This is a genomic window from Mesorhizobium sp. M8A.F.Ca.ET.021.01.1.1 (assembly GCF_003998025.1).
Taxonomy (GTDB): Bacteria; Pseudomonadota; Alphaproteobacteria; order Rhizobiales; family Rhizobiaceae; genus Mesorhizobium.
Window position 1 is genome coordinate 1 of record NZ_RZSJ01000366.1, and the last position, 6,166, is coordinate 6,166.

General features: G+C 62.7%; 6 protein-coding genes and 1 pseudogene. 2 read left to right on the plus strand and 5 right to left on the minus strand.

What is annotated here, in order from left to right; all coding sequences use genetic code 11:
- Nucleotides 1-182: pseudogene (locus EOA36_RS23940) on the plus strand (tRNA-binding protein); the annotation flags it as partial.
- 24 nt (nt 183-206) lie between these two features.
- On the opposite strand, the gene EOA36_RS23945 reads toward EOA36_RS23940, so the two are convergent.
- The 5 genes from EOA36_RS23945 to EOA36_RS23965 all read right to left on the minus strand — a co-directional run bounded on the left by EOA36_RS23945 (nt 207) and on the right by EOA36_RS23965 (nt 5,308).
- A complete protein-coding gene (locus tag EOA36_RS23945; protein ID WP_245464453.1) occupies nt 207-1,097 on the minus strand; it encodes a hypothetical protein in 891 nt (296 codons plus the stop codon).
- Between the two features lie 173 nt (nt 1,098-1,270).
- A complete protein-coding gene (locus EOA36_RS23950; protein ID WP_127279698.1) occupies nt 1,271-2,293 on the minus strand; it encodes a glycosyltransferase family 1 protein in 1,023 nt (340 codons plus the stop codon).
- A 259-nt stretch (nt 2,294-2,552) separates the two neighbouring features.
- The gene (locus tag EOA36_RS23955; RefSeq protein ID WP_127279699.1) at nt 2,553-3,968 is read right to left on the minus strand and encodes an ATP-binding protein; all 1,416 of its coding nucleotides are present in this window, start codon (nt 3,966-3,968) and stop codon (nt 2,553-2,555) included.
- A 100-nt stretch (nt 3,969-4,068) separates the two neighbouring features.
- Nucleotides 4,069-4,788 carry a response regulator transcription factor gene (locus EOA36_RS23960; RefSeq protein WP_127279700.1) on the minus strand — a complete coding sequence of 240 codons (720 nt, stop codon included), beginning with the start codon at nt 4,786-4,788 and terminating at the stop codon, nt 4,069-4,071.
- Complete coding sequence (locus EOA36_RS23965) at nt 4,775-5,308, minus strand: MarR family transcriptional regulator (RefSeq protein WP_167531318.1); 534 nt, start codon at nt 5,306-5,308, stop codon at nt 4,775-4,777. Before EOA36_RS23965 ends, EOA36_RS23960 begins: the two co-directional genes overlap by 14 nt.
- 261 nt (nt 5,309-5,569) lie before the next feature.
- Here EOA36_RS23965 and EOA36_RS23970 point away from each other — a divergent pair.
- The coding region (locus EOA36_RS23970) for an aminotransferase class IV (RefSeq protein ID WP_127279701.1) at nt 5,570-6,166 on the plus strand (597 nt) is incomplete at its 3' end.

A 6,166-nucleotide genomic window follows, 5' to 3' on the forward strand; every position in this document is an offset into this window, starting at 1 on the left:
CCAAATACTATACGCCGGAAACGTTGATCGGCCGCCAGGTGTTCGCGGTGGTCAATTTCCCGCCGCGCCAGATCGGCCCGTTCATGTCGGAAGTGCTGACGCTCGGTTTTCCCGATGAAGAGGGCGCCGTGGTGTTGGGCGCCATCGAACGCAAGGTGCCGGACGGCGGGCGGCTATTCTAGATCAGGAAGCCCCGGCAAGCGTCATCATGGTGGTGCTGCAGCCGGCTGGATTGAAGCGACAGCTCGGGGCCGGAACGCGCCGAGAATGGTTCCGACCGTTGCGGCTGAGAGCACGAGATGCAGGACGTCGAACGGCCAGGCCAGTCCGAAATGGATCATCATAAGGGTCAAGAAGGAAGGCGACGCGCCATCCGCGGGAATCAGGACCAAAGCTCCGGCCAGGGCCAGTCCATATTTGAGTATGGCAACTATTGCCAGAACGATGAACATTATGGCGGTGAAACGCAGAAGATTGCCGTCCAGCGCACGCCAGCAGCCGATTGGATCAAACGATCCCGTCCACAGAAAATCGCCGACAAACAGATATGTCCAGCCAAGGACGAAACCACCCGCGAGGAGGTTGAAGGCGCCCATCGCCGACACCCAAGGCGCGACGTCCTCGGGGCGGAGCGGCAGGTCATGTGTGGCCATCAGGCCGGCAAAAAGCAGTCTGTGCTCGCCGGCGACCGCAAAGCCGCAAAACAGCTGGATGGCTGCGAGAAGCAGGGCGGCCAAAAGAATCCGCCGGTCGAGCTCAAAGCGCACGCCCGGGATAGCGAAGCGCTTGACACTCTCAATGCCGCGCCGAACGACGACCCGGCCATGCTCGGGCGCATTTCCCATACGGTCCAGAACGAACGCAAGGACCATCGCCGAGAACGGCGCGGCGACAATCGCGGAAAGCCAAGTCCTGGGGTCAAAGCCCCGCGATAGAAGCCAGGTTGGCGCCTTCCCCGGATCGGCAAAAAGAACAAGAGTAAGCACCGCCAGACAAAGCGTTGTCAGAAAGCAGGGAAACCAGGCGGCCACGAAGAGCGGCCAGGCATTCGCGCGGCAATAGCCGAACACCCTCGCAACGGTCTTGCCGATGCGCAAGACGCGACGCTTCGATGATACTGCAGGCACGTCGTCCAGCGTAGAAATCGGCGCCAATCCCGCAACGAACTACACACACCGAATAATGCACCGCAAGCAACGGTCGCATAAGCTCTCGCAAGGAGCGTGTTTGACCAGACCTGAACTTCACCGCATCCTATGCGCCGGCTCTATCAGGCCGCCAGCTTGCGTGTCGTTCCCAATGCTTCCTCAACCGCGTCGAGGAACATTTCCGCGCAGGTCTTCCAGCTGTAGCGCATGGCGCGCTCGCGGGCCTGGTCGCGGCTGACGTTGAGTGCGGTAAGCGCCGCCTCGCGCAAATCGTTCGACACCGCGCCACCAAAACCGTCGCTGACGATGTCGATCGGCCCGGTCACCGGATAGGCGGCGACCGGCGTGCCGCTGGCCAGCGCCTCGATGATGACGTTGCCGAAGGTGTCGGTGCGGCTGGGGAAGACGAAGACGTCGGCCGAGGCATAGATTTCGGCCAGTTCGTCATTGGGACGATGGCCGAGGAAATGCGCCTTCGGATATTTCGCCTTGAGCTTGGCAAGCTCGGGACCTTCGCCGACGATCACCTTGCTGCCGGGCAGGTCGAGATCGAGGAAGGCGGAGAGGTTCTTTTCGATGGCGACTCGGCCGACGCACAGGAAAACCGGTCCGGGGAAACCGAGGTCCTTCCTTTTGTCTGGCCGGAAATGATCGGTGTCGACGCCGCGCGTCCACGGCCTCAACTTGTTGAAGCCACGCGCGGCAAGATCGTCGGCGAGCGACTGGGTGGCGACCAGCGTGCCCTGGCCTGAATTGTGGAAATCGCGCAGCCAGCGATAGGCCCAGCTCTCCGGCACCGGCAGGCGGGCACTGAGATATTCGGGGAAGCGGGTGTGATAGCTGGTGGTGAACGGCCGGCCGGCATTGCGGCAATAGCGCCGCGCCATGATGCCCAGCGGCCCTTCGGTGACGATGTGGATATGGTCGGCCTTGTAGCCGTCGACCAGGCGCGCGACATGGCCGGGCGTGGTCAGCGCCAGGCGGATGTCGGGGTAGGTCGGCAAGGGCAGGGTGCGGAAGATGTTCGGGGTCAGGAACTCGACCGCGACGTCGAAGGACTTCAGAGTCTCGGTGAGCCGCTCCAGCGTGTGGACGACGCCGTTGACTTGCGGGCGCCAGGCGTCGGTGACCATCAATATGCGCATGGCGGCCCTTTGCTTCGGAGGTCTGCGGTTGCCTTGAAACGATACCGGAACGGCGACCATGCGGCCGCCCTCGCTTCGCTCCAGCGCACCCTGGCGGGCACGGGGTCGAAGTGAGGCGGCAAGGACGAATCAAGTGCGGTCGCGCGCTTCATGCGCGCTCTTGACCATGGTTTCATGACGGGCGGATGAAGCAGACCGCGCCCCCGGAAAGTCGAAACCGTTTTTCAGGCAAGATCATACTCAGTTAGTCAAATAGAAATCAGGCCGGAACCTTGATCACGGCGCGCAGGCCGCCCATCGGACTGTCGTCGAGCGTGATGTCGCCGCCATGGCTGCGGGCGATGTCACGGGCGATCGAGAGGCCGAGCCCGGTACCGCTGGCGTCGAGGTTGCGGGCCTCGTCGAGCCGCACGAAGGGCTTGAAGACGTCTTCCCGCCTGTCAGGAGGGATGCCCGGGCCGTCGTCGTCGATGGTGACCAGAAGCGAGCCGCGGCCATGATTGGCGGTGACCTCCACCGTCTTGGCATAGCGGAAGGCATTGCCGATGACGTTGGACAAGAGCCGCGCGAAGGCGTTCGGCCGCACATGCACGGTCGGATCGCCGGAAAGCGTCGTCGACAGCTTGCATTTGCGCAACCCCGCTTCCTCGCCGAGCTTCTGGAAATAGGCTTCGAGATCGAAACGTCCCGGATCCTCCGAGGCCTCGCCGCGGGCAAAGGCGAGATAGCCTTCCAGCATCGACTGCATGTCCTCGATATCCTGGTCCAGCGCCGCCTTGGTCTCGGCCTTGCCGCCGGCCAGCGCCAGCTGCAGCTTGAAGCGGGTGAGGATGGTTCTGAGATCATGGCTCACACCGGTCAGCATGGCCGTGCGCTGCTCGATCTGGCGCTCGATGCGCTCGCGCATCTGGATGAAGGCAAAGCCGGCGCGGCGCACCTCCTCGGCCCCGCGCGGGCGGAAATCGCGCGGCATCGGCCGGCCCTTGCCGAAGCTCTCGGCGGCCTCGGCAAGCGCCAGGATCGGCCGGATCTGGTTGCGCAGGAAGGGGATGGCGATCATCAGAAGCACCAGCGAGGTACCGACCATCCAGATCAGGAAGATATGGGTGTTGGAGGCATAGGCCTGGCTGCGCCGCACGAAGACGCGCAGCACCTTGTTTTCGAGCTGGACGCGGACCTCGACGATGTTGGAATTGCCGACCGTGTCGATCCAGAATGGGCGGTTGATCTGGCGGGTAATTTCGGCGGAGAGAACATCGTCGAGGATCGAGAAGAACGGTTTTGGACCGGGCGGCGGCAACGGATCGGGCGGCAGGAGGTCGACCTTGAGCTGCATGCGGTCCTGCGCGATGCGGATGATGTTGGCGTAGTCGGCGTCGTGCGGATAGGTCTCGATCAGGTCGATGATGGCGGCGATGTCGCGCACGGTGGCCTGCGACAGGCGTTGCGTCACGGTTGCCCAGTGACGTTCCATGAAATCGAAGGCGACGACCGACTGCAAAAGGATCATCGGCGCGATGACGATGATCAACGAGCGCGCATAGAGGCGCTTGGGCATGTAAAGCGAAACGAGACGCCAGAACCGGTTCCAGATGCGCGGCACCGCCTTGAACGTCCGCGTGGCGCGTGCGCTCAGGCCGTCATTGTCCGGCTGTTCCAGTTCCGTGGTCGCCATTGGCTCTTTTCATCCGCGGCTAACTCTTTGTTGGAGCATAATCTTTCCGAAAACCGGTTCCCAGTTTTCGGGATCACGCACTTGAGCCGCCGCCGGTATTCTATTCCACGCTGAGCCGATACCCAATACCGCGCACGGTCTGCAGCCAGACCGGGTTGGACGGATCGCGCTCGATCTTGCGGCGCAGCCGGTTGATCTGGACGTCGATGGTGCGCTCGCCGACTTCCGAATCGTCACCGACCAGCTCGTGGCGGGGGATGGTTTCGCCGGCGCGCGCGGCGAAGATCGCCAGGATCTCCTGTTCGCGGTCGGTCAGCTTAAGCGCTTCGCCGCCGCGCTTCAGTTCGCGCCTGGCGATCTGGAAGGTGTAGGGACCGAACACCAACTGTTCGACCTTGGGCGTCGCCGCCGGGCCGCCCCGGCGCAAGATGTTGTTAATGCGCAGGATCAACTCGCGCGGGTCGAAGGGCTTTGGCAAATAGTCGTCGGCGCCGGCCTCGAGCCCGGAAATGCGGCTGTCGGTCTCCGACAGGGCCGTCAGCATCAGGATCGGCACATTCTTTTCGGCGCGCAACGACTTTGTCAGGTCGACGCCGGTTTCACCCGGCATCATGACATCGAGCACAAGCAGGTCGAAGTCGAGACCGGCGAGCTTGCGGCGGGCCTCGCCGGCATTGCCGGCGACGGTGACGCGAAAGCCGTTTTCGGTCAGATACTGCTTGAGAAGATTGCGGATACGGGTGTCGTCGTCGACCACGAGCAGATGCGGTGCGTCGTCGTCTGGTGCGGCCGCCTGGTCGACCCTCTCAGTGCTCTCCATGGCTTTTTCCTGACATTTTTGCGGACCCAACGTCGATCTGAGCTCTCAGTTCCGGATTGACCATCGCTTCGAGGAAGCGTTCCACCAAGGTCCGTTCGGCGGCGCCGGAATCTTCCAATGCAGCATGGATGCGGCGCGACTGTGGCCGCGCCAGCGCCAGCGCCAGCGCGCGGCCCTTGGCCGTTGGATAAAGTTCGCGCTGGCGGCGGTCGCGCGGGCCTTGCAACTGCACGACGTGATCGGTGTCGATCAATTGCTTGAGCACACGCGCCAGGCTCTGCTTGGTTATCTTCAGCACGTCGAGCAGTTCGGCGACGGTCAGGCCCGGCCGGCGGTTGACGAAATGCAGCACGCGGTGGTGGGCGCGGCCGAAGCCGTAATCGGCCAGGATCTGATCGGGATCGGAGGTGAAGTCGCGATAGGCGAAGAAGAAGAGTTCGATGATGGCGAAGTCGATGCCGTCCTCGCTGGTGATCGCGGTCCTGATCGGTTTTCCGGCAGCTGGGCTTTTATCCGTCATCATTTCTCCATGGGAACGGGAGATTATGTCAGTACTATTGACGTAATTTCCCTGCAATGGTAATTTTTGACAAGCTTTTGGGCGGATTGCGAACGAAAAGGCAAGGCAGGCCGGTTTTTCCGGAACTTCCTGAGTTTGCCAGGGCGCGATTATCCGCTTACGCTTCGAGACACCGGCCGGCGTCTCCAATCACCTGGCGCGGCCAAAAAAGAACACGCAACGACACTGAGATATGCGGGCCGTTGTCCGCGGGAGGTTACCATGGCATCCGTTCCTTTCGATCAACTGGACGGCTTCATCTGGATGAATGGCGAGTTCGTCCCGTGGGGAGACGCCAAGATCCACGTGCTGACCCATGGCCTGCACTACGCCAGCGCGGTCTTCGAGGGCGAGCGCGCCTATGGCGGCGAGATCTTCAAGCTCAACGAGCATACCGAGCGGCTGCATGAATCAGCGCGCCTGCTCGGCTTCAAGATTCCCTATTCGGTGGCCGAGCTCAACGACGCCTCGACCACGCTCCTGAAGAAGCAGGGCTTCCAGGACGCCTATGTCAGGCCGATCGCCTGGCGCGGCAGCGAGCAGATGGGCGTTTCGGCGCAAAACAACCGCATCAACGTCGCCATCGCCATCTGGCAGTGGCCGAGCTATTTCGATCCGGCGCAGAAGCTGAAGGGCATCCGTCTCGATGTGGCGGAATGGCGCCGGCCCGACCCGCGCACGGCGCCGTCGCGGTCGAAGGCCGCCGGCCTCTACATGATCTGCACCATGTCCAAGCATGCCGCCGAGGCCAAGGGCTACGCCGACGCCATGATGCTCGACTGGCGGGGCCAGGTCGCGGAAGCGACCGGCGCCAACATC

Bases quoted from the DNA above. Each gene is read 5' to 3' on its own strand.
- EOA36_RS23960 (WP_127279700.1), bottom strand. From the start codon at position 4,788: ATGGAGAGCACTGAGAGGGTCGACCAGGCGGCCGCACCAGACGACGAC.
- EOA36_RS23950 (WP_127279698.1), bottom strand. From the start codon at position 2,293: ATGCGCATATTGATGGTCACCGACGCCTGGCGCCCGCAAGTCAACGGC.
- EOA36_RS23955 (WP_127279699.1), bottom strand. From the start codon at position 3,968: ATGGCGACCACGGAACTGGAACAGCCGGACAATGACGGCCTGAGCGCA.
- EOA36_RS23965 (WP_167531318.1), bottom strand. From the start codon at position 5,308: ATGACGGATAAAAGCCCAGCTGCCGGAAAACCGATCAGGACCGCGATC.